The organism is SAR202 cluster bacterium, from assembly GCA_016872285.1.
Taxonomy (GTDB): domain Bacteria; phylum Chloroflexota; class Dehalococcoidia; order Lucifugimonadales.
Map to the genome: position 1 here is coordinate 1 of VGZZ01000022.1, position 23,627 is coordinate 23,627.

The 23,627-nt window shown below is 60.1% G+C and carries 23 protein-coding genes, 2 tRNA genes and 2 pseudogenes; 5 read left to right on the forward strand and 22 right to left on the reverse strand.

The window, feature by feature from the left end:
• Positions 1 to 117 precede the first annotated feature (117 nt).
• The 11 genes from FJ320_07320 to FJ320_07370 all read right to left on the reverse strand — a co-directional run bounded on the left by FJ320_07320 (position 118) and on the right by FJ320_07370 (position 9,892).
• Positions 118 to 774: a PHP domain-containing protein gene (locus FJ320_07320; GenBank protein ID MBM3925786.1), complete on the reverse strand. Its 657-nt coding sequence runs from the start codon at positions 772 to 774 to the stop codon at positions 118 to 120.
• 1 nt (position 775) lies between these two features.
• A complete protein-coding gene (gene xseB, locus FJ320_07325) occupies positions 776 to 1,036 on the reverse strand; it encodes an exodeoxyribonuclease VII small subunit (GenBank protein ID MBM3925787.1) in 261 nt (86 codons plus the stop codon).
• An 8-nt stretch (positions 1,037 to 1,044) separates the two neighbouring features.
• Positions 1,045 to 2,283: an exodeoxyribonuclease VII large subunit gene (gene xseA, locus FJ320_07330; protein MBM3925788.1), complete on the reverse strand. Its 1,239-nt coding sequence runs from the start codon at positions 2,281 to 2,283 to the stop codon at positions 1,045 to 1,047.
• Positions 2,284 to 2,850: an elongation factor P gene (gene efp, locus FJ320_07335; GenBank protein ID MBM3925789.1), complete on the reverse strand. Its 567-nt coding sequence runs from the start codon at positions 2,848 to 2,850 to the stop codon at positions 2,284 to 2,286.
• A 16-nt stretch (positions 2,851 to 2,866) separates the two neighbouring features.
• Entirely contained in the window at positions 2,867 to 3,934 is a 1,068-nt protein-coding gene (locus FJ320_07340) for an aminopeptidase P family protein (protein ID MBM3925790.1), read from the reverse strand.
• Position 3,935: 1 nt separating this feature from the next.
• Positions 3,936 to 4,379 (reverse strand): 3-dehydroquinate dehydratase, encoded by a 444-nt coding sequence (locus FJ320_07345; protein ID MBM3925791.1) that lies wholly within the window; start codon positions 4,377 to 4,379, stop codon positions 3,936 to 3,938.
• A gap of 332 nt (positions 4,380 to 4,711) precedes the next feature.
• Complete coding sequence (locus FJ320_07350; protein MBM3925792.1) at positions 4,712 to 5,608, reverse strand: tyrosine recombinase; 897 nt, start codon at positions 5,606 to 5,608, stop codon at positions 4,712 to 4,714.
• A gap of 45 nt (positions 5,609 to 5,653) precedes the next feature.
• Positions 5,654 to 7,861, reverse strand: a complete 2,208-nt coding sequence (gene topA, locus FJ320_07355) for a type I DNA topoisomerase (protein MBM3925793.1) — start codon at positions 7,859 to 7,861, stop codon at positions 5,654 to 5,656.
• Complete coding sequence (dprA, locus tag FJ320_07360; GenBank protein MBM3925794.1) at positions 7,851 to 8,969, reverse strand: DNA-protecting protein DprA; 1,119 nt, start codon at positions 8,967 to 8,969, stop codon at positions 7,851 to 7,853. Before dprA ends, topA begins: the two co-directional genes overlap by 11 nt.
• 63 nt (positions 8,970 to 9,032) lie before the next feature.
• Positions 9,033 to 9,428: a VOC family protein gene (locus FJ320_07365; GenBank protein ID MBM3925795.1), complete on the reverse strand. Its 396-nt coding sequence runs from the start codon at positions 9,426 to 9,428 to the stop codon at positions 9,033 to 9,035.
• Between the two features lie 2 nt (positions 9,429 to 9,430).
• The gene (locus FJ320_07370; protein ID MBM3925796.1) at positions 9,431 to 9,892 is read right to left on the reverse strand and encodes a DUF1801 domain-containing protein; all 462 of its coding nucleotides are present in this window, start codon (positions 9,890 to 9,892) and stop codon (positions 9,431 to 9,433) included.
• 183 nt (positions 9,893 to 10,075) lie between these two features.
• Between FJ320_07370 and FJ320_07375 the strand changes: the two genes are divergently transcribed.
• On the forward strand, positions 10,076 to 10,816 hold the full coding sequence (locus tag FJ320_07375) for a heme-binding protein (protein MBM3925797.1): 741 nt from the start codon (positions 10,076 to 10,078) through the stop codon (positions 10,814 to 10,816).
• Positions 10,817 to 10,921: 105 nt separating this feature from the next.
• On the opposite strand, the gene FJ320_07380 is transcribed toward FJ320_07375, so the two are convergent.
• From FJ320_07380 to FJ320_07420, 9 genes and pseudogenes are all read right to left on the reverse strand, one after another.
• Complete coding sequence (locus FJ320_07380) at positions 10,922 to 11,470, reverse strand: DUF1697 domain-containing protein (protein ID MBM3925798.1); 549 nt, start codon at positions 11,468 to 11,470, stop codon at positions 10,922 to 10,924.
• Positions 11,463 to 12,044, reverse strand: a pseudogene (locus tag FJ320_07385) (bacteriocin-protection protein, YdeI/OmpD-associated family). The gene FJ320_07380 and the pseudogene FJ320_07385 overlap by 8 nt, the downstream one beginning before the upstream one ends.
• A 1-nt stretch (position 12,045) precedes the next feature.
• Positions 12,046 to 12,327 (reverse strand): DUF1905 domain-containing protein, encoded by a 282-nt coding sequence (locus tag FJ320_07390; GenBank protein ID MBM3925799.1) that lies wholly within the window; start codon positions 12,325 to 12,327, stop codon positions 12,046 to 12,048.
• A gap of 47 nt (positions 12,328 to 12,374) precedes the next feature.
• The gene (locus tag FJ320_07395; GenBank protein ID MBM3925800.1) at positions 12,375 to 12,872 is read right to left on the reverse strand and encodes a VOC family protein; all 498 of its coding nucleotides are present in this window, start codon (positions 12,870 to 12,872) and stop codon (positions 12,375 to 12,377) included.
• Between the two features lie 118 nt (positions 12,873 to 12,990).
• Positions 12,991 to 13,082: transfer RNA gene (locus FJ320_07400), tRNA-Ser, on the reverse strand.
• 127 nt (positions 13,083 to 13,209) lie between these two features.
• Complete coding sequence (locus FJ320_07405; protein ID MBM3925801.1) at positions 13,210 to 13,671, reverse strand: hypothetical protein; 462 nt, start codon at positions 13,669 to 13,671, stop codon at positions 13,210 to 13,212.
• Between the two features lie 10 nt (positions 13,672 to 13,681).
• Complete coding sequence (locus tag FJ320_07410; protein MBM3925802.1) at positions 13,682 to 14,806, reverse strand: PDZ domain-containing protein; 1,125 nt, start codon at positions 14,804 to 14,806, stop codon at positions 13,682 to 13,684.
• A gap of 47 nt (positions 14,807 to 14,853) precedes the next feature.
• Entirely contained in the window at positions 14,854 to 15,624 is a 771-nt protein-coding gene (locus tag FJ320_07415; GenBank protein MBM3925803.1) for an SDR family oxidoreductase, read from the reverse strand.
• Between the two features lie 10 nt (positions 15,625 to 15,634).
• Positions 15,635 to 16,561 (reverse strand): N(4)-(beta-N-acetylglucosaminyl)-L-asparaginase, encoded by a 927-nt coding sequence (locus tag FJ320_07420; protein ID MBM3925804.1) that lies wholly within the window; start codon positions 16,559 to 16,561, stop codon positions 15,635 to 15,637.
• 210 nt (positions 16,562 to 16,771) lie between these two features.
• Between FJ320_07420 and FJ320_07425 the strand changes: the two genes are divergently transcribed.
• The 4 genes and pseudogenes from FJ320_07425 to FJ320_07440 all read left to right on the forward strand — a co-directional run bounded on the left by FJ320_07425 (position 16,772) and on the right by FJ320_07440 (position 22,187).
• Complete coding sequence (locus FJ320_07425) at positions 16,772 to 17,752, forward strand: DUF72 domain-containing protein (GenBank protein ID MBM3925805.1); 981 nt, start codon at positions 16,772 to 16,774, stop codon at positions 17,750 to 17,752.
• A 180-nt stretch (positions 17,753 to 17,932) separates the two neighbouring features.
• Positions 17,933 to 19,672: a HEAT repeat domain-containing protein gene (locus FJ320_07430; GenBank protein MBM3925806.1), complete on the forward strand. Its 1,740-nt coding sequence runs from the start codon at positions 17,933 to 17,935 to the stop codon at positions 19,670 to 19,672.
• A gap of 113 nt (positions 19,673 to 19,785) precedes the next feature.
• Positions 19,786 to 21,840, forward strand: a complete 2,055-nt coding sequence (locus tag FJ320_07435) for a glycosyltransferase (GenBank protein MBM3925807.1) — start codon at positions 19,786 to 19,788, stop codon at positions 21,838 to 21,840.
• 164 nt (positions 21,841 to 22,004) lie between these two features.
• Positions 22,005 to 22,187: pseudogene (locus FJ320_07440) on the forward strand (hypothetical protein).
• An 82-nt stretch (positions 22,188 to 22,269) separates the two neighbouring features.
• Here the strand turns inward: FJ320_07440 and FJ320_07445 are convergent.
• Positions 22,270 to 22,361: transfer RNA gene (locus tag FJ320_07445), tRNA-Ser, on the reverse strand.
• A gap of 50 nt (positions 22,362 to 22,411) precedes the next feature.
• Positions 22,412 to 23,599 (reverse strand): HlyC/CorC family transporter, encoded by a 1,188-nt coding sequence (locus FJ320_07450; GenBank protein MBM3925808.1) that lies wholly within the window; start codon positions 23,597 to 23,599, stop codon positions 22,412 to 22,414.
• Between the last annotated feature and the right edge of the window lie 28 nt (positions 23,600 to 23,627).

Sequence of the window (23,627 nt, forward strand, 5' to 3'; positions counted from 1 at the left end):
TGAATACGAAGTCGATTTTGGCATCCAGTTCGCCTGTAGAGATGCGCTGCTGGACGAAGTCCAGCAGGCCGCGAGAGCCAGGGCCTCGGCCCGTCGAGAACCATCCCAAGGAGAGGGTCATATCCAGCGCAGCTTTTTGCGGATTTTGGCGTAGGTGGGGGCGAGACGCAGGACGATACGCGTTTTTTTATAGACCAGGGTTGATTGCTTGAGGGAGGCCATAAGGCCTTGGGGCGTGCCGTCGAAGTCAGGCATCTCCTGGTAGTTACGGCCCAGCTCGCGGGCGGTATGGGCGTCGCTGACGACGGCGGGGGTGAGGTTGTGCCGCTGGGAGGCCTCGGCGGCGCGGCGGTCGTCGGCGTGGAAGAGATTGCGGGCGTTGAACACCTCGATGATGTCGATGAAGGGCAGAAGCTCTTCGAAGGCCCTGGCGGTGAGGGCGGAAGGGCGGACATGGTCGAAAGGGTGGGGCGCTAGCACCAGGCCGCCCTGGGCTTTGATAGCTTCGGCGGTCTCTTTGGGGGTCAGGCGGGGCGGCACGGCAGCCTTGAGGAAGAGGCCAATGATGTCGCCGCCAGCGGAGCGGATTTCATCGCCGACGATGACCTTAAAGGGCGCAATTGTCTGAAACTCCAGGGCGCCTTCGATGGTGTTGTGGTCGGTGAGGGCGATGCAGTTGATGCCGGTGCGGTTGGCCCAGGCAATTAAGGACTGAAGGCTGGCGCCGGAGTCGTGGGAGTAGAGGCTGTGGACGTGGAGGTCGGCCCGCAGCACGCTACGCCTCTTCCTCCTCGTCGGGCTGGACGAAGGTTTGAGAGTTGCCGTTCTTAAGCTGGGTGATTTTCAATTCGGCCCTGGTCAGCAAGTCGTTGCAGACCTGGGCCAGCCTCATGCCCTGCTCGTAGAGGGTGGTGGCGTCGCTGAGGCTGAGGCTGCCCTGCTCCAGGGCCTGGGCGGTCTCCTCCAGCTTGCGAAAGGCTTCCTCGAAGGAGGAGAACTGGGGCTCCGGCGTCTTGTTGTTTTTGGATGGCGACATATCGTCACCTACTCGAATAGCCGCGCCCCGGCGGGGGCCGCCGATTTGCCGTTGGTTGCTTTCCTCACCGACGGGTTGGCGACGGCGGGGAAAGCGCCGTCGCTGAGGGTGACTTTAATCGAGTCGTTAGCCTTTAGTTGATGGATGCTGGATATGGCCTCGCCCGCCGGCTGTCGCTCGACGGCGGCGTAGCCTCGGCGGAGGGCGGACAGGGGGCTGAGGGCCTCCACCTGGCCGGAGAGGGCGGCGACGCGGTTTTTTAGGTCGACAACAAGGCGGCTGGTCGAGGTGTGGGTCTCCTGCAGCAGTTCGTCCACCTGTCGGCGCCAGAGGGCGATATCGGGGGCTGAACGATGGAGGCGGGCCAGGGTATCGTCCAGGCTGGCGCGGCATTTTTCGGACAGGCCGCGCAGCGCCGAGTTTGAACGCTCCACTAGAGAGGCGACACCAGCCATAAGCTCTCTTCGGTCCGGCGCTATCATTTCGGTAGCGGCGGAGGGTGTGGGAGCCCGGACGTCGGCGACAAAGTCGGCGATGGTGTAGTCGGTCTCGTGGCCGATGGCGCTGACCACAGGAATGGGGCAGGCGAAGATGGTACGCGCCACGGCCTCCTCGTTGAAGGCCCAAAGGTCTTCCAGGGAACCGCCGCCCCGGGCGAGGATGATGACTTCGGCGCGGCCGTCGGCGCAGATGGTCTGGACGGCGCTGATGATGCCGGGGACGGCTTCGGGGCCTTGCACCAGGGTGGGGGCCAGGAGGACTTGAGCCAGGGGATAACGGCGCGACAGGATTTTGAGGATGTCCTGAAGGGCCGCGCCAGTGGGCGAGGTGACGAGGCCGATGACCTTAGGGAACTGGGGCAAGGGGCGCTTGCGGGAAGGCTCAAAGAGACCTTCTTTCTCCAGCTTGGTCTTGAGCCGCTCGAACTCCAGGGATAGGGGGCCGGCGCCTTCAGCCATCACGATGTCGGCGACGAAGTCGAGGCTGCCGCGGGCCTCATACAGCGACACGCGGCCATGGGCCACAATGGCTGCGCCGTCGGCGATAAGCTCGATGCCGTTTCCCTTGCTGAACATGATGCATCTAAGCTGGGCCGAGGCATCTTTCAGGGTGAAATAGACGTGGCCGGTCTGGGAGGGACGGCCGTTGGAGACCTCGCCGCTGATCCACAGGTCGGATATCAGCGGGTCCTGGGCCAGGAGCTGCTTAATATAGTGGGAGACCTGGGTTACGGAATAGACGGCCACCTAGGTGACGCGCTCCACATATTCTCCTGTTCTAGTATCAACTTTTATTACCTGGCCCTCGCTGATAAAGAGGGGCACGTTGAGGGTGAGGCCTGTCTCCAGGGTGGCGGGCTTAGTACCGCCCTGGGCGGTGTCTCCCTTGAGGCCGGGCGGGCTGGTGGCGACTTTTAGCTCGACGAAGGTGGGCACTTTGACCGCGATGACCTGGCCCTTGTAGTAAACGACCTCGACGTTCATCTCCTCCTTGAGGAAGCTGAGGACATCGCCAATCTTATCCTTGGTGATGGGGAACTGGTCGTAGGTCTCCAGGTCCATGAGGTAATAGAATTCGCCGTCGGTGTAGAGGTACTGGCAGGGCTTGGTCTCCACGTCGGCCAGCTTGAAGGTGTTCTCAGAGCCAGGGAAGGACCGTTCCGACACCGCGCCGCTGAGGAGGTTGCGCACCTTGATCCGGGTTACGGGCGCGCGCTGCTGCATCCTCTGACGCGCGTACTCCACCACCTCGTAAGGCTGGCCGTCTATCTCCAAGGTGACGCCCCTGCGCAGGTCGCCGAAGCTGATGGTCATGTTAGTGCCGACACTCCTACTTTCTAGCTTTGCTTAATACCCGGGCGCCGCTGGATTCCAGGGCCACCAGGTCTTCGATGCGCACGCCGCCCCAGCCTGTGATGTATATGCCCGGCTCCACGCTGAAGACCATGTTCTCTTCCAGGACGTTGGCGGCGTTGGGACCGACCCAGGGAGACTCGTGGACCGCCAGCCCGATGCCGTGGCCCAGGCTGTGGCCGAAGGTCTCGCCGTGGCCGGCCTTGTCGATGACCTGGCGGGCCATGCCGTCGCCCTCGCCGCCGGTCATGCCGGGTTTGATGGTGGCGATGGCGGTAAGCTGAGCGCCGAGGACATAATCGTAAATCTTGCGGAACATCTCGTCAGGCTCGCCGACGCAGATAGTGCGGGTGATGTCGCTGCAGTAGCCGTTGAGGCGCGCGCCCATGTCTATAACCACTGGCTCGCCGGCCTGGACGGGGCGGTCCGAGGGGCGATGGTGGGGCATAGCGCCGTTGGGGCCGGCGGCGACGATGGTATCGAAGCTGGGAGCGTCGGCGCCGAACTCGCGCATGGCCTTCTCCAGCCGCCACGCGATCTCTCGCTCGGTCTCGCCAGGCTTGATGGTGGGCACGATGACCTTGAGGGCCTTGTCCGAAATATCGATGGCCCTTTGCAGCAGCATCAACTCGCCGGGCTCTTTGACGGCCCGCAGGGTCTCGATGACGCCGCTGGTGGCGATGAGGCTGGGCTTGTTGGCCTGGTCGGATGCCTGAAGGGCCTCAATGAGGGCGTTGTATGAAGATACGGTCACGTTCTGGCCCTCGAAGCCGACTTTGTTGAAGGCCATGGCCTGGGACTGCTCCAGGAACCAGTTCCAGTTTCGGCCCACTCGAATCACCTGAAAGTCCGGCGACTGGCCGGTAGCCTGCTCGATGTATCGGAAATCGGTGGCCAGGAGGGCTTGGGCCTGGGTCACCAGGAGGTAGCCGGCGGAGCCGGTGAAGCCGGAGACGTAGCGCCGGTTCTCGGGAGTGGATACCAGGAAAGCGTCCAGGTCTTTCTCCGCCATAACCTGCCGCAGTCGTCGCAGACGGTTGTTCACGCTACACCTCCTTTTTGTTGAGGGCCACCAGATATTCGAGGGCCGCCAGGTAGCCCACCCATCGCAGGCCGCTAACGGTGGCGTTGGCGACTCGCGAGAAGATAGAGTCGGCGCGCCACGCCTCTCGGCGGTGGATGTTGCTGAGGTGGACTTCCACCACCGGCAGGCCTGAATCGATGCAGGCGTCCAGCAGAGAGTAGCCCACGCGAGTCAGCCCTGCTGGGTTAATTATAATACCTTTGGCCTTGGGGGCGTTGAGGTGGATAAAGTTGACGAGTTCGCCCTCAAAGCTTGACTGGGTAAAGAGAACATCCACGCCTAGAGATTTGGCGCGTTCTTTGATCTTGGATTCCAGTTGTGAGAGGGTCATGGAGCCGTACTGGCCGGGGTCGCGTTTGCCCAGGGTGTTGAGGTTGGGGCCGTTGATGATTAGGTGGGTGTCCATAGCGCGCCCTCTACGTGGCAGAAACCATGTCCATAATAGTGGGCGACTTTAATGCGGTATGGAATACCATCCCCTGGCACCTTTCCCGACTGCATCGGGACTGAGTACAGCCTGCTGGAAGGGGAAGAGGAAGTAGGATCACCTCATCATCCCCCTTCGACAAGCTCAGGGCAGGCTCTAACCCCTTCTTCTCCTTTGCAATAGGAGAAGAAGGGGGACCGGAAGGGAGAATCCAACCCTTGTCTCGGAGAAATAGGGCTTGGCTGTCGCCGCATATCATGTAAGGCGGCAGGGCATCTCCGCGATCGCATTGATAGAGGGTAGAACCCATGTTACGGTTTATCGCTGTCAGGCCGGGGGGTGGCGCGGGGGTGGGTAGTCATGTAGACCTCTTTGGCCTGGGTCTTGGTGACGTGAGTGTATATCTGGGTGGTGGCGGGGCTGGCGTGGCCTAGGAGGGACTGGACGACTCGCAGGTCTGCGCCGCCTTCCAGGAGGTGGGTGGCGAAGGTGTGGCGGAGGGTGTGGGTGTGGACGCCGGGGCGGACGGCGGCCTGCGCGGCGGCGTCGGCAACGATTTTTTCGATGCTTCGGCGGGAGAGCCGCGCGCCGTATCGGTTGAGGAACAAGGCGGGAATGGGCCGCTGCTCCAACGACGGACGCGCGTCTTTGATGTAGCGCTCCAGCGCATGGGCGGCGGGCTGGCCGATGAGGACTACCCGCTCTTTGGAGCCTTTGCCCCGCACCTTGATCTCCCGTGCCGCCAGGTCTACCTCGTTGACGTCCATGGCGGCCAATTCCGAGAGGCGGACGCCGGAAGAGTAGAGGAGTTCAAGGAGAGCAAGGTCTCGCAATCCCAGTTCTTTGTCTGTGTCTGGCGTTGAGATAACCCGCTGGACTTCCGAGACGTCGAGGAACACCGGCAGGCGTTTTTCGACCTTCATGCGCAGGGCCCGGCCTTTGGGCACGGGGTTCTTATCGATGACGCCTTCCCCAGCGAGGAATTTGTAGAAGGAGCGCAGGACCACGAGTTTGCGGGCGACGCTCACGCGTGCGTAGGCGTGGCGGCCATTGTCGCCCATAGAAAGCCAGGAAAGGTATGCCCGTAAGGACTGTCGGTCCAGCTTTTCGGGCGGCAGCTTTTTCTCTTCCAAGAACTGTTGGAAGCTCTGCAAGTCCTCCAGGTAAACACGGACGGTGTTGGCGGAGCGGCCCCTGGAGCCGGCCATGTGCCGGCCATATCGATTTATGAGTTCTGGGAGGTCGGCCACAGCTTAGACCCCGGCAGGGACTTTGTCTTCCTGGGGCTGCTCTTCCTGGCCCTGAGGCTCGCCCTGCCAGGCGCACTTAGTGCACTTGGCGCGGTTCCGCCCCGCGGCTACCATTAAGCCGCCGCATTCCGGGCAGGCTTCGGGAAGGGGCCGCTGCACCACTGAGAAGTCGCATTTGGGATAGTTGGCGCAGCCATAGAAGAGACGGCCCTTGCCCCGGGAGCGGCGCTCCACCAGGTCGCCGCCGCACTTGGGACATGCGACGCCGGTGCGCTTGAGGATGGGCTTGGTGTTGCGGCACTCGGGGAAGCCGGAGCAGGCCATGAAGCGGCCAAACCTGCCGGTCTTGATGACCATGGGCTTGCCGCACTTATCGCACTTCTCATCGGTAGGCTCTTCGATTTTCACCCTGGGCATGGCCTCGTGGGCGGCGTCCAGGGTCTCTTTGAAGGGCTTGTAGAACTCCTCCAGCATGGGCACCCATTTCATCTCGCCGCGGGCGATTTCGTCCAGCTCATCCTCCAGGTGGGCGGTGAAGCCCACGTCCATAACGCGAGGGAAGAACTGGATGAGGAGGTCGCAGACGCTGGTTCCCAGGGCGGTAGGCTTGAGGCGGCCCTGCTCCTTCAGGACGTAGTTGCGGTCCGTGAGAGTGGAGAGGATGGGAGCGTAGGTGCTGGGCCGGCCGATGCCCTTCTCCTCCAGGAGCTTGATAAGGCTAGCCTCGGTGAACCGGGGGGGCGGCTCGGTGAAGTGCTGCGCGGTCTTGAGGCCGAGGAATCGGAGCAGGTCGCCGGCGGTCATCGACGGCAGGGCTGACCCGCCGTCCTCCGCGGTGTCGTCGGCGCCTTCCATGTACAGGATGACGAAGCCCGGGAATTTAGTCTGGGTGCCCGTGGCGCGGAAGACGTAGGTCTCCTTCTGCTGCGGCGCGTGGGCGTCGATGTTTACGGTGGTGGCGTCATAGACGCTGTCGGCCATCTGGCAGGCCACCATGCGCCGCCATATGAGATCGTAGAGGCGCTGCTGCTCGCGGTTGAGGTGGGCTTTGAGGGAGTCCGGAGTGCGCAGCGTGGAGGTGGGCCGGATAGCCTCGTGGGCTTCCTGGGCGGCCTTGGCCTTGGTCTTATACACCCGGGCGTGGGGCGGCACGTATTCGGCGCCGTACTTCTGACTTATGTAGCCGCGAGTCTCCTCAATGGCCGAGTGGGCCAGGTGGTTAGAGTCAGTGCGCATGTATGTGATGAGGCCAACCGATGCCCCGTCGCCCAGTGGCAGGCCTTCGTAAAGCTGCTGGGCGACTGCCATAGTCTTCTTGGCGGAGAACCGCAGCTTGCGCCAGGCCTCTTGCTGGAGGGTGCTGGTGGTAAAGGGCGGCGATGGGCGGCGGTGCTTTTCCTCGGTCTTGACGCTGTCGACTTTGTAGGCCGCGCCCTGGAGGTGCTTCTCCAAATCACGGGCGGCGGCCTCGTTGGGTATCTCGATTTTCTTCTTTTCGCCCTTGAGGGAGTGGAGGGCGGCGACGAAGGAGGCGTCGCCTTTGGCGAGGGTGGCCTCGATGCTCCAGTACTCACGTGGCACAAAGGCGTCGATTTCGCGCTCGCGCTCGACGACCAGGCGCAGGGCAACGGACTGAACGCGCCCCGCCGAAAGGCCCCGTTGCACCTTGCGCCACAGTAGAGGGCTAAGCTGGTATCCAACGAGACGGTCAAGAATGCGGCGGGCCTGCTGAGCGTCGATAAGGTCATGGTCCAGGTCACGGGGGTGCTTCAGGGCGTCCTTGATGGCCTGTTCGGTGATTTCGTGGAAGACAACACGCCGCAGGTCCTTGGAGTCCTTGTCCCAGCCGGCGGCCTTGACGATGTGCCAGGATATAGCCTCGCCCTCCCGGTCCGGGTCGGTGGCGAGATAGACGGCGGAGGCGTTCTGGCCCAGGTCCTTGAGCTCTTTGATAACCGAAGACTTGCCCTTGAGCACGGCGTACTGGGGCCGGAAGGCCTTTTCGATTTCGATGCCCAGCTTGCCCTCGGGGAGGTCGCGGACGTGGCCCAGGGAGGCGATGGTCTGGTATTCACGCCCCAGGATGCGTCCAATAGTCTTGGCCTTGGCCGGCGATTCCACCACCACCAGGTTCCTGCCGCCGTTTCGGGCGGCGCCGTTCTGGCTCTTTTTGGTTGTCGATTTTGTTGTAGTCTTTTTTCTAGTCGCCATATCTGGCTGCTGTCTCTCTAGTACGAATGTAGTTCATGCCGCCTACCTGCTTTACCAGGCCTTTAAGCTCCATAAGAGTAAGGGCGCTGCTGACCTGATGAACAGGCAGGCTGGCGCCCCGGCATATCGCGTCGATATGCACAGGTTCGATGCCGATGTGTTTTAGCAAGCCTTGCTCCTCGCCGTTGACGGCCAGGGGCGCGGCGGCCATCGGCATCTCTGTTTGGGAGGCTATGCTTGTAAGGTTCAACTCTTCCAGGATATCACGATAGTCTATAACCAGTTTGGCGCCTTCCTGAATAAGCAGGTTTGTGCCCCAACTGGCGGGGGAGAAGATGCTGCCCGGAACGCAGAAGACCTCCCGGTTCTGTTCCAGCGCGTGACGCACGGTCCATAGGGTGCCGCTGCCCTTGCCCGCCTCCACCACCAGAGTGCCCAGCGTCATGCCGCTCATGAGACGATTGCGGCGGGGGAAGAGCTGCGGGTTTGGGCGCTCGCCTAGAGGCTGCTCCGAAATGACGGCCCCTTTTTCAGCGATCTCCTTGAACAGGGGCGCGTTCTCGGGCGGGTAAATGATGTCCAGGCCGTTAGCGAGGACAGCAATGGTGCGGCCTCCGGCGTCCAGGGCGGCTTTGTGGGCCACCGAGTCTATTCCGCGGGCCATGCCGCTAACGATGGTGATGCTGTTCTTGGCCAGGTCTGAAGTCAGCTCGTGGGCGGCCTCGCGCCCATAGGCGGTGGCTTTTCGCGTGCCGACGACGGCAATGGAGCGTTCATCGATGGCTTCGATACGGCCTTTGACAAAGAGGACCGGCGGTGGGTCGGGTATCTCCTTGAGGCGCTTGGGGTAGGAATCATCGTGCCAGGTCAGGGCGTCGATGCCGGCTTTGGCCAGGGCGTCCATCTCGGCGTCGGGGTCGATTTGCCTTCGGTCGGTGGCGACTACCGAGGCGGCCTTGGGCTCCAGGCCGGCGCGTACCAAGTCGGCCTCGGACGCCTGCCAGGCCTCCTCCATGGAGGCGAAGGCGCGTTCCAGCAGGCGCAGGCGCGCTGTCCCCACGGGCCGCACCCGGGCAAAGGCCACTCGATATTTCAGGTCGGAAATCATGGAAGCGTAGGATAGCACACAAGGATGCGAAAGGGGCAAGGAGGAAACGAGACTAAAGGGCAGTTAACCGGTGAAAACGGTGGCCTGGTCGACAAAGCATAGCGGGTTGCCAAAGGGGTCCTTGCAGTAGAAGCTCCGCTCGCCCCAGGGCCGCTTGGCGATGGGGCCTAACTCGCGGCAGCCGGCCTCTTTAGCGCGGCGATGGACAGCCTCCAGGTCGTCGACAGACAGATAGACGTGGTCCGGGTTGGGACGGGTGTCGAAGTCGTCGCCGTCGGCGCGGGGATCGAAGCAGGCGAGGATGACGCCGCCGCAGTCGAAGTAGTGGCGGCCCGTGGAGACGCGCTGTCCCCGGACGCCTAGAAGGGTTGTGTAAAAGTTGCCCGCGCTCTCAATGTTGGAGACGGGGAGGATGACGCGGAAGAGTCGTGGGGCGTTGAGCTGGCGCGGCTTGGGCATGGTCACCGGCCAGCGCGAGTGTTTTTTCGAGAGGCTTCGTAGAGGCGGATAAACTCGTCTACCGGTGTATGAGCGACGGCCTCTCCGATGAGTCCCAGGGGCAGGTCCTCCAGCTTTTTGAATCGCAGGCAGGACTTGCCCATATCCAGCTTCTTGCCGCTGGCCTTGTAACGCTCCGCAAACCAGGCCTCGGTCTCTTTGTCGCAGTAGATATTCATCAGGTACACGGCCATGTAGTTCTTCTGGGAGGCAAGGGCGACGATGCCGAGAGGCTGGCCGTTGTAGGTCACGGGGTACCTCTTGAGCGGAATATAGTAGCCGATCATGCCGTACTGCATCCCCTCCTCGTAGCCCTTGGGGAGGTTGGCGAGGATGACCTTGCGGATGGCGCGGAGGGCCTTTTCGCGTTCCGGAGGAAGGGATGCCAGGTACTCTTCGACGGTGTTGGCGGCGCTTTTGACCACTAAAACTGCTCCCTGGTAGGTCTGGGCAGAGTGTAGCACCTCGTCCCATCATGACGTAAGACTTACACCGTACCGATATGGTCGTTTTAGCCTAGTGATAAGAGTGATTGACATAACGCAAGCCTGTAACATAGTCTCGCCCTCTGCGTTTGCCCGGAAAGGGCAGACTAAAGGGAGGTCCCCATGCGATGGACTCTAAGGGTGGTTGCAATTCTCATGGTGGTGGCGGGGCTTGCTGTCGTCGCTATGGCGGCGACATCGGCGGCTAGTTCTTCCAAGTGTAAGGACTTACCAAGCGAAGCGCAGCTAAAAGCGCACCTCCAGGCGGCGCCTGCCGCCGGCGGCTCGGCGGGAGGGCTGTTCGAGGGCGAGCGGATGTGGGGGGCTGTCGTCAATCGCGCCGGCGAGCTGTGCGCCTTCACCACCTCCACCGACGATCCGACCCAGGTGTGGCCCGGCAGCGAGGCCATCTCCAAGGCCAAGGCCTACACCGCCAACGCCTTCAGCCTGGACGACCTGGCGCTTTCGACGGCCATGCTATACACCTTCGTCCAGCCCGGCCATAGCCTTTTCGGCCTGAACAACTCCAACCCCTTCAACCCCGATTTTCTTGGGAAGTCCATGAATGAAGGGCAAAACAAGGTAGCCGGCGACGTTATCACCTTTGGCGGCGGCACTGCACTGTACAAGAACGGCAAGATCATCGGCGGCCTCGGTATCAGCGGCGACACCGCCTGCGCCGACCACGAGATCTCCAAGCGGGTCCGCAACCTGGCCGGCCTGAACCCACCGGGCGGCCCGCTGGCGGACGACATTGTGTACTCTCCCCCTGAACCGCCCAGCGTTTTTGCGCATCCTAAGTGCGTGAACACCTGGAAGAACGGCGTGTTCATCGGCAACGAGACGCTCGCGACGTACCCCTAGATGCGATAATTGGCGCTTGCTTTGCGGCCCAGCGAATTGACAGGGCGAAGAACCATGAGGGCTGCCAATTTGGCAGCCCTCATCTATTAGCGCGGGCAGGTTTCCCTATTTTGAGCTTTTTAGGATTGCAGCTATCGTATTCCAATTGCGAGTTGTCACTTTTTTACCAAATGTCTTGTCCAGCATACCCATCAAGTCGGTGCTCTTTGTGTTTGGCGTAAGGGTAAGAACGCTAAAGACCGCGCCGTTCGCTATTTGTAGAATTCGATAATGCTTTTCTGGGGATTCGACAGGAGTTTTTATGGCGGTTCCGGGTTTATCCGGCAGGAAGGTGACATAGAGCCTGGTCTGCGGGGTGACGGCGATGCCTTTGAAAGGGTCCAAATCGACTACGTCCTGGATTTCCGCGATGGAGCGAAGCGTCACGCCTACGTCAAATCCGAAGCTCTTTTTAAGCTGCGCCTGAATGGCGCCGGCCAGGGTGGCGGATGGCTTTTCGGTCTCGAAGATCACGTTGCCGCTGGCGAGGATGGTCTTTACGTTTTGGAGGCCAAGGGATTCGAAGGCCCTTCGCAAGTCTTCCATCTTTATTATCTTGTTGCCGCCGACGTTGATACCGCGGAGGAAGGCGACATAGGACTTTAGCTTAGCCATAAAGCTTCCTGCCTTCTGCCAGCATTGATAAGATATCGCGCATTCGCTTTGCCCTGGTCTCAGGTCTCTTGGCTGTCTGGAGCCGCCAGGCGATGGCGTAGGCGTTGGTCTTGTTCAAGACCTTGAACAAGACCAACGCCTACATATTTTGGGAAAGCGCTTTGAGGAAATCTTCCGGGATGGCCATCTTGCTCGGCGAGTCGTAGGCGGCGCTCCACCGTCCGTCGGCCTTCGCCGCCTCGACCTCCTTCAGCCCCGCCGGCCGCATTTTAGCGGCCCTGGTCAGCCGCTCGACGTGCTGGGTATTGATTTTCGACCAGACGCTTTTGGGACGACGCGGAGTGAATTTTTGCAGCCATGACCGTTCGTCATAGGTCTTCTTCTGGCCGTCAATCCACCCGTAGCAGAGGGCGCCGTCCAGCGCCTCAGGGTAGGTGATGGAGGCCTCACCCGACGCCTTTTTGAAGATGCGCAGCCAGAGGCCGCTGGCGACACTATGATTTTTCGCCAGCCAGTTTTCCCACTCGCCTGGAGATGGGAAGGAGACAACTGGCAGGTCGGCCTGAGACGCCATGCTACGCTTTTATCTTCACCGCAAAAGTGATGACGTCGCCGACCTTTATCCCCTCTCTGGCCCGAACATCGGCCTTCAGCGGCAGCAAGTACGCTCCGGACTCCCGGTCAGGGAATATAGAGGTATCCCAGGTCGTTTTTCCTATGGTGACCGCCACCGGGAGAGAACCCCAGCCTCTTTTGACTAAGTTGAACCGCGCTTTGATTTCAGATGACTGCTCTTTGGGAAGCGTGACAAAATGCCAGCCGCTTGGCCCTGCATAGAGCCAGACTTTGGCCCTCATCTTGTGTTGACGGGTCTGTGTATTATCCTTCGGGGGCATGAGTTAATTTATTTTTGCGCGTAGGCCTTCTTCAAACCATCGATATCGATTTTCTTCATCTGAAGCATCGCCTTCATAGCCCGTTCAGCCTTCTTGGGATCCTTGTCTTGCAGTATCTCGGTTAAAATTGTGGGAACAATCTGCCATGACAGGCCATACTTGTCTTTGACCCATCCGCATGGCCCTTCCTCTCCGCCCTCCGACAGCTTCTTCCAGAACTCGTCCACTTCCTCCTGGGTCTTGCAGTCCACGATGAACGATACGGCCTCGGTGAACTTGAACTGCGGCCCGCCGTTTAACGCCATGAACTCTTGCCCGTCGAGTTGGAAGGTCATGGTCATTACCGTTCCTTTTGGCATCCCTGAGACCTTGGCTCCTTCTTCGCCATAGCGAGCAACGTCTAAAACTTTTGAACTTCTGCCTCTGGCTGAAAAGACAGAGACATAAAAATTCACGGCTTCCTCCGCTTGATTATCGAACCACAGGCATGGCGTAATTTTTCGCATGTTATTTTCTTTCTTCGCAGCTTATTTTCGAGAAAGCCGATTGTTAGCCTATTAGGAATTCAAAAGCGATGGTCTTATATAACGCGAAATGGCAGGGAAGTTACAAAGCCAATGAAAGTGGCGGAGAGGGCGAGATTCGAACTCGCGAGGCCAGTTACCCAGCCTACACGCTTTCCAGGCGTGCCTATTAGTCCACTCTAGCACCTCTCCTGCAATGGGCAAAGCGGAGAAAACTTGCCCCAAATAGCTATTTTCCTATCACAGCACGCCTGTGTCAACGCATTCTGAAGCCTGGGAACACTCAAGAAATGGTCTAAACGCCGGCAGGCATTCCTGCTCACTTCAGCCAGCGTCTCAACAAGCCGGACATCTCCTCCACCGACCGCTGCGGCGTCATCATGGGGCTGACAAGATTCAGGCCGTCCGCGGGATGCAGACCAATGACGCGGCCGCTCTCGTCAAAGTCAGGAGTGTATACGTGGAAGGTCAGCCCGTTGGTAGCCAGGGCGGCTAGAGATAGGCGGGGATTCCGGGCGCGGGCCTCGGAGACGCCCAGGCGCAGGCCCGCGTTGGGGTCGCCCCAGCGCTGGTGCATATCACGCCGGTATTCGATGACCAGATTGTCGCACAGGCCGCAGGCGGGGCTGGCGGCCTGGGAGAAGGGGTTGGGAAGCTTTCTCCGCTCAAGGCCCGGCAGCGCGACGCAGAGGTCTGAGAACAAAGCCCACCATTCGCCAGGCGTAGCCGCGCCGCGCACTCGTTCTAGATAACGGGCCAGGCCCTCCTCAGCCGCTGCCATTAATAGGCGGCTAACGAGGCCGCTGAGCCAGAGTGACGTTGAACTTCATCCGCTGCGTTCCCCGCACCACCTCCACCTCCACAGTTGTGCCGGCCCGGTTTTCAATGAGGATGCGGTCCAGTTCCGCCACGTTATTGACGGGCCTGCCGGCTAAGGAAACGATGATGTCGCCGGCGCGAATCCCCGCGGCCTGGGCCGGCGCGTCCGCGGATACGGCGGTAACGGCGACGCCGCTCTTCACGCTCAGGTTGAAGTTGGCGGCCAGGCTGGGCGTCACAGTTACTATGGAAACGCCAAGGAAGCCGCGGTCAATGCTGCCTTTTTGAATAAGCTCCTGAATCAGCGGCTTCACAGGGTCAATGGCGATAGCGAAGCCGACGCCCTGGGCGTCCGGCAGGCGGGCGGTGTTGATGCCAATAAGCTGGCCCACGCTGTTTACCAGAGGGCCGCCGCTGTTGCCCGGGTTGATGGCGGCGTCTGTCTGTATGAGGTGCTGAATGGTGGTGTTCTGGTCGATATCTATGGAGCGGTCCAGGGCGCTGACAAGGCCGCCGGTGACGGTGGGGCCGCCGACCAAATTCAGGGCGTGTCCGATGGCGATGACCCTATCGCCGACTTGCATGGACGAGGACTGTCCGATAGGAATAGGGGTGAGGCCGCCGGCTTCGATTTTGAGCACCGCCAGGTCCAACTGCGCGTCGCCGCCGATAATTCTCGCCTCGAAGGGGCGGCCGTCGCTCAGGGTCACGATAACGCGCTGGGCGCCTTCCACGACGTGATTGTTGGTCAGAACGTGCCCGCTGGTATCCAGAATCTCGCCGGTGCCGACGCCGGCGGAGGGCACGGGCCGGTTTAATGAGTCGAGACGCACAGCCTCGGTCTGGATGTGCACCACGGAAGGCTTGAGCCGCTGAACAATTTCCGGCACACTAAGTTCCTGCGAGGACACGCTGACCGGAGCGGCGGCTGGAACAGTGGCGGTAGGTATTGGAGTGCCTTGAGAGGTGGCGGTAGAGCCTGGAGTGGGGGTTACGGTGTCGGTCTCAAAAGGACTTTTATCGCAGGCGGATAAGAGCAGAGCGAGAAGGAGGAGCATAAGAGGAAAAAACAGTATTTTCCTTGCCTTGATTGACATGGGACTTCCTTAATTTAAAACTTGGCCCTATTTATATAGTAAGACCATTAGCGTCCGCCGTTAACAGATAGGGTCTGGCCGGTTATCCAAGAGGAGTAATCAGACACCAGGAACATGACGGCGTTGGCGATGTCCTCAGGCTTGCCGGGCCGTTTTATGGCGAAGGCGTCCAGCAGCCGCTTTTGGCCTTCCGCGCCCATGGCCTCCCACTGGCGCTCGGTGGACGGGTTGGAGCGGATGAAGCCTGGGGCCACGCTATTGACGTTGATTCCAAAGGGGCCAAGCTCATGAGCGAACTGCCGCACCAGCCCAATCTGCCCCGCCTTGGCGGCGGCGTAGGCCTGGATGCCCGTAAGACTAACACCCAGGCCCGCTCCGCTGGATATGAATAGGATTTTGCCATAGCCGGCCTTCTTCATAGCGGGGGTCACGGCCTGAGCAAAGAGGAATGCTCCCTTTAGGTTGACATCGAAGATGGCCTGCCACTGGCTCTCCGTTACCTTCTCCAAAGGCTGCCCGGTCTGGCCGATCACCCCTCCCGCTACGTGGACCAGGATGTCCACTCGACCGGTAGACTTAGACGCTTCGGCGGCCAGGCGGTCTACCGCGGCCTTGCTGGTGACATCTGTGACCGAGGTATGTATTCTGGTCTTGGCCTTGGCACCGGCGGCGTCGCGGGCGCGCTCCAGGCCTGGTTTATCGATATCGCAGGCCCAAACTACGGCGCCGTGCTCGGCGAGGCCGTGGGTGATGGCCCGGCCAATGCCCTGGGCCGCGCCTGTAACAATAGCGGTCTTGCCCTGAAACTGGACTTCCATATCTCCTCCTTTATTGCAGCGGGACCACAGTGCGAAGTGTCTCTTTGTGCCTGTCCATATCCTCAGTCTGGTACACGTAGGCCGCGCCGGCGGTTCCGGTGAAGGCGGCGTGATTGCCGTCCTTGTCCATGCAGACGATGTTCATAAACGTGCCGAAGGGGTCAGTCAGGGGCTTGAGGTCATTCATGGCCTTCCTTCCCGCCTCTTTAATCGACAGGCCCATTTCTAGATACATGACAACTGAGCGGGCGGTGGCGGCCCGGACGGCCAGCTCGCCGCGGCCGGTGCAGGCTGCGGCGCCGAAGCGGTCGTCGGCGTAGTTGCCCGCGCCGATGATAGGCGAGTCGCCGACGCGGCCCGGGTACTTCCAGGCCAGGCCGCTGGTGGACACGGCGACGGCCATGTTCCCCTGCCTGTCGCGGGCGATGAAATTGACGGTGCCGCTGTGCTGCGGCAGGGGCGTTTTGTGGGAAAAGCGGCGCAGGGAGGCCAGGTATCTGCGTCGGTCATCGGCGCCTTCGGCCCGCTGGTCCAGGCCCTCGCGCCATCGGCGGCGGGTCTCGGCGGTCATTAGGTCGCGCTGCTTGAAGCCCATCTCCTTAGCGAATCGCGCCGCGCCCCGGTCGGCTAAAAGGACGTGAGGCAGCTCCTCCATAACCTTCCGAGCTATGGATATGGGATGCTCGTAGTTGCGAAGGGCCGCCACGGCCCCCGCCCGCCGCGTCGCGCCGTCCATAATCGAGGCGTCCAGCTCAATTTGGCCCAGGAGGTTCGGGAGGCCCGCCCGTCCTACCGAGTGGTCGTGGATGTTGCTTTCCACCTCGCGCGTACCTGCTTCAACGGCGTCCAGGGCTGAGCCGCCGCGTTGCAGCACGGCCATGCTGGCGCTCATGCCGACGCTACCGTTGGCGGAGGCTATGACGATAGGCTTGGACATACGCTTTTCCTCGCTGGTCTGTCTTAGCTTGAGTGTTAGACAGCTTATTAAACAGTAACCAGGCAGCCTGGTAAAGCTGATTTTGATTCTACGGCACAAAAATATAGAGATTGTGAAGTTAGTCCTTATGAGCGGGGAAGCGTGCAGCCACTGTACATAAAGTATTAATCAAGAGCCATCAAGCGCTTGACCTAATAGTGAAGAGTTAACGTGGCGAACACGTACATCGGCACCTGTTCATGGACGGACGCGAGCCTGCTGAAGGCTGCGACCTTTTATCCTGGCCGGGCCGCTACCGCAGATGAGAGACTTCGTTTTTACAGCGCGGTCTTTCCCATTGTGGAAGTAGACTCGTCATACTATGCCCTGCCCAGCGCGGCCAACGCTCGATTGTGGTCGGAACGCACGCCGCCGGGGTTTAAGTTCCATATTAAGGCCTTCAGGCTGTTTACTTTCCACTGGACGGAGGTCAAGTCGCTGCCCAAGGACCTCAAGTCCATCGCGCCGCTGGAGAAGGACAGGTTTTATTTCAGGGACGCTTCCAATGAGCTTAGGAACGAATTGATGAACAGGTTCAGCAGGGCAATCGCGCCGCTCTCCGAGACGGGAAAACTGGGGATAGTTTTGCTCCAGTTTCCCAAGTGGGTGACGCCTCGTCCAGATGCTTTCGACCACATACTGCGGATGCAGTCGGCGCTGCGGCCCCACCAGGTGGCGGTGGAGTTCCGAAACAAGGCCTGGCTAACGGAACAGCGAGGCAAGGAAACCTTGCGATGGCTGGAGGACAACAAGCTGGCCTTTGTGTGCGTCGATGAGCCGCAGGGCTTCGTGTCCAGCGTGCCGCCCGTGGCGGCGGCCACCACCGACATCGCCTACGCGCGGTTCCACGGCCGCAACCAGGGGAACTGGGAGAAGCCCGGGCAGTCGGTCATCGACCGCTTCGACTGGTATTACAAGGACGAGGAGCTGCGGGAATGGCTTCCTAAGATTCGCACGCTGCAGGAGGAAGCTCGGGAGGTCCACCTGCTGTTCAACACCAACAAGGGCGACCAGGGGCCGTTCAACGCCATTAAGCTAGGCCGAATGCTGGGTGAGGGACTTGGGGACGAAGAGGCGGTGAGGTCGGTGGAGCCGAGACTGGGGCTTGTGGGGGAGCAGTTGGAGTTGGGCGCCGGGGTTGGACGAGCCTAGCCGATGACGTTGGTTGAAACCAGCATGGCCGCTTAGGGTGCTAACTTAATCTGTAACCTCCATCCGCGGGTTCCACGCTATCCCCCATAAAAGGCTGTCGGGGTCCGAATAGAGCCTGTTGGCGGCCCCAGTTGAGAATCTGTGTTATAATGCCTTGTCCGTTGGCGCCTCTCCGAGCTAATGGGGAGCCCGGGCCACGGGAAGATAGCCAGTAGGGGTCGCATGCTCATGGTGTGGATTGTGGTGGTGGGGATCGCAAGCCTCCTCGCCGGCTTGGGGCTGGCCTTGGGAATCTGGCATTCTAGGAACCGTCAGAAACTTAACCTTACCCTGGACCAGATTGGCACTCTAGCCCGGTTGACTAAAGAGACCGGTGGCATCCGCTCAGAAGTAAAAGCCTTTCTCACTTCTTCCGCCGTCTTCCCTCGACTGTTGGAGATGCTCCAGTCCCGGCAGTTGTCCATCAAGTTGAACGCCATGAAGACCCTTAGCAGCATTGATGGTCCCGCGGTTGTGGAGCCGCTGCTCTCCCAACTGTTCCAGTCAGACCCGGCCATTAGAGATGCGGCGGTCGCGAGTCTGACCTCCTTGGAGGACCCGTCTGCCCTGGACCTGATTTTGTCGCGTTGGAGTGACTACCCCATGGATCTGGTGGCCGAGGCACTTTCGCGAAAGGGCCCGGGCGTCGTTCCCAAGGTCGGGCCTCTGGTTACCCATGCCTCAGCCAGTGTCCGGGCTTATTCGGTGGAGGTGCTCAGACGCATCAAGTCCACTGAATCGGCGCGGTTTATCGCAGACGCTCTGCGGGACCCTCAACCTGCGGTGAGGGCCAACGCTGCAGCTGCTCTAGGCGAAGCTCATGCTGGCTATGTGGGGCCGCTGGTGCAGTCACTCTTTTCGGACCCGGCGCCGGAGGTCCGATGCCAGGCGTCTCTGAGTTTGGGGAAACTCGGGAGTCCCGACGCCGCTCAAGCCCTTTCAAAAGCGTTTGTTGGCTTGGGTGATGTTTTCCTTCCGTGGGACTCGACTGTTCTTCTTTGGAAGGCTTATAAGAATAGCCTGGAGGAGATGGGAGCGCTGGACAGTACGTTGAGGTCTATCGCTGACCTCAAACCGGATGGACTGGACCGATGGTTCCGCATTGCCGTAACTGCCGGAGACATGGATGTTGTGTTCAGAGCTGTTGAAGCGGCCCCCCAAACCGCCGAAAAAGGAAGGGAGAGTCTGGTACAGGCCGTGCTCTTGCACGGCGAGGATTTCGTTTTCCAGCGCCTCGTGTCGGCGTTGAGCGGTCACCCTCCCCACTTGATGGGGGCTCGAACGGCAATGCAAGGCATGCGCTGGTCCAAGGCCAATGAGGACCGACTGGCCGCCGAGTTCAAGGGCGTTTTGGACGGTCCTGGCAGGCCTGTATGGGACAGTGGGACCGCTGTAACAAGGGAAAGGCAGGGTTCAGGATCCACGATCAATAACCCAGAAGTGAAAGCTAAGGCTGAGGCGCCAGTTACCGCGCCGTCACGGCCTGAAAACCTCGAATCGCTGAACCTCATCACCATGGGGCCTGTTCTCGTAATGGATGAGGAGCCGCGCCGCCGGCATATGACGCGAACTCAACTGGAACGGCAAGGCCTTGCCGTTCTGGGAGAGGCTGGAGATCCCCAAGAAGTCAATTCCATGTTAGAGAGTCTCCCGGCCCATACTGTTGTGATTTGCTCTGCCAGCTTTCCGGGCGCCCTCTGGATCTTAAGGGATTTGATGCTGATCTTTCCGGAGGTTGGCGTGGTGTTGGTCAGTAATAACAAAATAGACGTCAAACTTTTTCAATCGGCCCTTCCCCGGGAGCCGCGACTCATTTCTGATACGCAGGACAACCGCGTCGTCATGGAGGCAATCTCCGGTGTCACCCGCAGAAGCCTCTAGGCCCCCTTTTTTCGACATTATCTCCGCTTTTGACAAGGGCGGAGCCATATCTCTGAGGGCCACGGGATGCTGGGCGGCGATTTGTGACGATTAACAGACCGCGGTGTTCCTGAATGCCGACTGGCACCCTTGGTATCTGGGCGATGGTGATTAGTGTGGCCGTGGTGACTGGTGTAGCCGTGCTATCGCTTCGCCAAAAGTCAGGCAAAAGGGTCCGCTGGCTGTTGGCCGCGGTTGCTCTGGCCCTGGCGGCGAGATACCTAATATGGCGCGGCCTGTCCGGGCTCAATCTTTCGTCGCCCGACGTTTTCATCTCGTTGCCGCTTTTTGTCGCGGAGGTTTACTTCGGCATCCAATTGAGTCTTTTTGTACTTCAGGCTCTACGTGTCCCGCCCCGACGATCCGAACCCTTGCCGCCGGCCAAGTCGCCTTGGGTGGACGTTTTCATAGCGACCTATAACGAGCCTCTGGATATCATCCGTCGTACTGTTGTGGCCTGTTCCGAACTGGAGTACTCCAAGAAAACGATCTATCTGCTGGATGACGGCAACCGGCCCCAGGTGAAAGCCATGGCGGAGGCCCTGGGAATCCGCTATCTGACCAGGCCAGATAACCTAGGGGCTAAGGGGGGCAACATAAACGCCGCGTTAAATCGCACGGACGGTGAATTCGTAGTAATGTTTGATGCTGACCATATCCCAGTCCGTACCTTCCTGACGGAGACCCTAGGGTTCTTCAGTGACCCGAAGGTTGCCTTTGTTCAGACGGTCCAACATTTTTATAACTCCGATCCTTTTCAGCGCAACTTACGCCTTGGGGACAGGATCCCCCATGAACAGAGCCTGTTTTTCGACGTGATAATGCCGGGAAAAGATGCCTACGGTGCTGCATTCTGGACTGGGACTGGTGCAGTATTCCGCAGGGAGGCCCTGGAGGAGTTGGGTGGGGTGCTTAGCCCTACGGTCACCGAGGACTTCCACACCAGCCTTGAGCTTAATAGGCGCGGTTGGAGGTCGGTGCATCTCAACCGACCCCTGTCGGCGGGCCTAGCGCCCGAGAGCTTCGCGGGCTACTTGAGTCAGCGGCTCCGTTGGACCCATGGCATGTTTAGTGTGTGGTGGAAGTCTAATCCCCTGATCACTTCAGGACTCACACTGGGCCAACGACTCTGTCACGTGGCGGCCGTTTACTACTTTATGTATGGCCTGGCGAGGCTGCCGTTCCTGGCTGCTCCCCTGACCTTCCTGTTTTGGGGTCTAGAGCCTGTCGACGCCACCATAGGAGAGTTTCTGGCTTACTATGTCCCGGCATACGTTTCCTTATTTGTAATATTCCCCGTCATATCAAATGGGAAACGAATGACGCTGGCGTCGGAAGTTTACGAAACGGCCACGTGTCTGGTCCAGGCCCCTGCTGCGCTGATTGCTCTGGCCGTACCTCGTCGCCGCGCCTTCAAAGTAACACCTAAGGGCCTGGAGCATTCCAGTCCTCGACTTAACATATTGCTGGCAGCGCCCCAGGCGTGTGTCCTGGGACTTTGTGTGGCAGGTTTGTTGAAAGGAACCCTGGACTTGAGCAGAGGCCTACCGCAGCCGCAGATGGACGCCACCATTATTAATATGGTGTGGACTTTCTATAACGCCTTCCTGTGTCTGGCGGCCGTAGCCATAGCACGCGAACAGCCTCAGGCTAGAGGAGTTTTCTCACGAAAACTTCGATTAAACTGCCATTTCCAGCTGGATACTTCAGTCCTCTCTGGGGAGGTCGTGTCTATGAATACCCATGGCGCGACGCTCATGACCGTCTGGAGCGGCCCATTGCCGGGACTGTTCAGCCTGAAGATATTTGGCAAGGACGGAGAGACCATCGAGCTCACGGCCCAGCGTGTGGCAGCCCGGATGGTTGGGAATTCCGGGACTTCGCTTCAGAAGGTAGAAGTCCGGTTCCTGTTAGGCTCCGCATCGAAGTACACCGAAGTTGACAGGTTCCTGTTTCACAGCCCCTGGGCGTGGGAAGATGAGCCCACGCCAACCCGACAGGTCTGGCGTGGGCTGGCTGCACTGATGATGGCCCCGCTGATAGTGTGGATACCCCAAATCCGGAGGCCCAGAAAAGTTTCTATTGCTCGGCCGAGGGTCTCGCCTCGCCCCGCTATGGTCGACGGCTAGTCATGCCTTCCAAGGCCTTCTTCTCTCTCGGTTAGTCGGTTCCACACCATACCTTCGGGCCGCGTGTCACCCTCCCATTCGCTTCGGTTCTATTCGCTTCAGCGTGTTTACTTGCCTAAACCAAGCCTGAGGGCAGCCGCTATCACCCTCAAAAGAATAATACCCAAGGGGTTCATCCCAAAGTTGTCAGCGAACGTCTCGGTCATGCCAACATACAGATAACCCTCGATATCTACAGCCACGTTCTTCCTGGGATCCAAGAGGCTGCCGCCCTAAGGTTCGAGGAAGGCTTAATAGAAGCTCAAAGAACTAGCAGACCAGAACCCGCTCGGGCAGCGGCGGATTAGCAAAAGATTAGCAAAGTTGACATAACATAGGCCCCTGGCAACTTACCAGGGGCCTTAATTTTTGCCGATTTTGTATCTAAACTGGCGGAGAGGGCGGGATTCGAACCCGCGATCCCAGGAACCCAGGATACCGCTTTTCGAGAGCGGCGCTTTCAACCACTCAGCCACCTCTCCACACAAATAGCATAGGGCTACACAAAGGGGTTTTCAAGCCTGCTTGGAGCCTATTTGCTGACCGGCGCAGGCGGCTGGGGGATGACCCGCAGCTTGCCCAACCTGCGGCCCACGGTGGACAGCACGCGGATTCGCAGGCCGTTCAGCGAGATCTCGTCCCCCATTTGGGGTATCTTCCCCAGCTTGCTGTAGACCAGCCCGCCGATGGTGTCCACATCCATCTCGTCGGCGGAGAGGGGCAGGTACTCCTCAAGGTCGTAGAGGGAGACGCGGGCGTCGACGATGAGGTCGCCGTTATCGGCGCGCATGACGCGGGGCGTAGTGGCGGGGGAATATTCGTCTTCGATCTCGCCGACGATCTCCTCCAGCAGGTCCTCCAGCGTCACCAGGCCGGCGATACCGCCATGCTCATCCACCACCAGGGCCATCTGCACGCGCAGCTTCTGGAAGTCCGCCAGAAGCCGGTCCAGGCGTTTGGAGTCGGGCACAAAGTAAGCCTGACGCCATAGCTTCTCCAGGGGCGGCGCGGGAGTGGCGGATACTAGCAGAGACATCAGGTCTCGCGAGTGGACAATGCCAACGATGTTATCGATGGTCTCCTGGTACACGGGCAGGCGGCTGTGGCCTTTGTCCTGCATAAGCCTGGCCACGTCGGCGACGCTGTCACTGGCCTCCACCGCCACAATGTCGACGCGCGGCACCATGATGTCGCGGGCGGTATATTCGTCCAGCTCCAGGATGGATCGGATCATGGAGCGCTCCCGCTGGTCCAGTTCCACGGGCTGGTCGGCCACAATAACCAGGTCCTCTTCCTCATCGCCCACCTTGGGAGCGATTTCCTGGATTGGCGCCCGGATATCTGAGGTCTGCAAATCGCCGCCGTTGGCCTCCTGCTTGCGCTGGGCTGCCTGACGCCAGAAATAGGCCAGGGCCAGAGCCTTCCGGGGATAGCGATGGACAAACCTGCTCACGCCCAGATTCATAGCGGCGACCAGCGCCAAAATACCTACGAATAGCACCGACGCGACGGGCCATGACATCCAGTCGAAGGAGTAGAAGAACAAGGCGGCGGAAGCGGCAACCGCTATAAGAGCAGCAGTCTTGAGGGCGGCGGATAAATCGGCGTGGCGCGCCCTATCGCTCTTGCCGCCGGGAGCGGCCTCCACGAGTCTGGCGTAGGCCAGAACCAGGAGCGAAATAACAAGGGCTATGCCCGATGATAAACCGCTATCGTCCACTTCACCTGATCTCTGTGCTGAAGAAACA